1 protein-coding gene is annotated in these 1,603 nt (G+C 72.7%); it reads right to left on the bottom strand.

Annotated features, from left to right (window positions below; genetic code table 11):
• Positions 1-1,603, bottom strand: a 1,603-nt coding sequence (locus C9412_RS20440) for a type VI secretion system Vgr family protein (protein WP_146161748.1), incomplete at both ends; no start/stop codon positions are given.

Here is a 1,603-nt window from a genome sequence, read left to right as displayed (position 1 = left end):
ACTCGGCCAGGCCCGGCACCTGCTGCTGGGCCAGGGTCTGCTGCATCTGTTCCAGGCTGCGCTCGGCGCCCTTGAGCTGGGCCACCACGCTGGCGTTGTCCATCACCGTGGAGGCCGCGCGTTCCTGCAGGCTGGCCGACAGCAGCAGGCCTTCGCCGGCATGCACGTTGCCCCAGCCCTGGGTGGCCAGCTCGAAGCCCTCGCCACGCAGTGCGCCACGGGCGGTGTCCTGGTGGGCGATCAGGTAGCCCAGCTCCAGCCGGCTCTCGGCCAGCGAGCTGTGCAGGCGGGTGCGCAGCTGGCCCGGCGTATCGTCCATCACCCACTGCTGGGTGCCGCTGCCGTCATGGGCTTGGGTGTGCAGGCCACTGAGCACGCCGGGGTGGCGCGCGTTCTCGTCGATGCCGCCGCCGAACGGTGGGGCCACCTCGCCGTTGTACAGCTGGCCGGTGATGCGCGGCTGGTCGATGTCGCCGTGCAGGAATTCCACCAGCACCTCGCTGCCCACCCGTGGCAGGAACGCGGTGCCCCAGTTCGGGCCGGCCACCCATTCGGCCACCGCCACCCAGCTGCCGCTGGTGTGGTCGCCGGGCGCATGGCCGGGCTGGGCGCTGCCGGTGTCGGTCAGGCCGCCCGGGTTGGGTTGGCTGCCGCGCTGCCAGCCGAACTGGATGCGCACCTGGTGCTCGCGGCTGGGGGTCACCGCGGTGTTGGCGATGCCGACCACGCGCGCGGTCTGCGGGCCATGCAGGGTCGGCCGGTCCTGCGGCAGAGCGCGCAGCGGCACGCCGGCGCCGGTGGCCAGGAAACTGTTGCGGTAGGCGCCGCGCTCCAGCGCCGGGCTGTCCAGCAGCTCGGCGATGCCCTGGTCGAGATTGTTCAGCGCCACGTGCTGCACCGCCAGCAGCTGGAAGGCCTGGCCTTCGTGCTGCGGGTGCTGGGCCAGGCGGAAGGTGCTGCCGGCGGCCAGCTGGCGCTCACTACCGCTGCCGCTGTACAGCACCTGGCCCACGCGCAGCGCGTCCAGCCGCGCCTGCGCTTCGGCATCGGCCCAGCCGGCCTGGGCGAAGCGCCCGGCGCGTGGCTGCACATAGACTTCCAGCGCCGGCAGGCTGCCGGCGTCGGCGCTGGACTGCGCGGCCACCGCCGTGACCTGCTCGCTGTGCCAGCTGGCCACGGTACTGGCGTTGGGCACCAGCTGCTGGCGCTCGGCGAAGGCGGTGATGCCATCACTGGCCTCGGCCATGTCGGCGCGATGGAAGCGCACCCGGCCGGTGTCGGGCAGTTCGGCACCCGGCTCGAACACCACCAGCGTGTGCGCGGCCTCATCGCCCTGCGTCTGCTCGATGCGCCAGGCCAGGCCGGCCTCGGCCAGCAGGCGGGTGACGAACGCCCAATCGGTCTCGCGGTACTGGGTGGTGATCGCGCGTACCGGCAGCGCGGCCTGCACGTCGAAGCGGAACACCGCCTGCGGATAGTCGGCGAAGATCTGCTCGCAGATCGCGCGGGTGTCCACGTCCTGGAAGATCACCGCGTTGCGGCGCAGGCGCAGCAGCGCGGTCCAGGGTTCGAGGATCAGCCGGTAGCGGGCCAGGCCGCCATC

This window comes from Stenotrophomonas sp. Nf1 (assembly GCF_003028475.1).
Classification (GTDB): Bacteria; Pseudomonadota; Gammaproteobacteria; order Xanthomonadales; family Xanthomonadaceae; genus Stenotrophomonas.
Note: the sequence above shows the minus strand (reverse complement) of the source record. Positions and strands in the feature narration are given on the sequence as shown.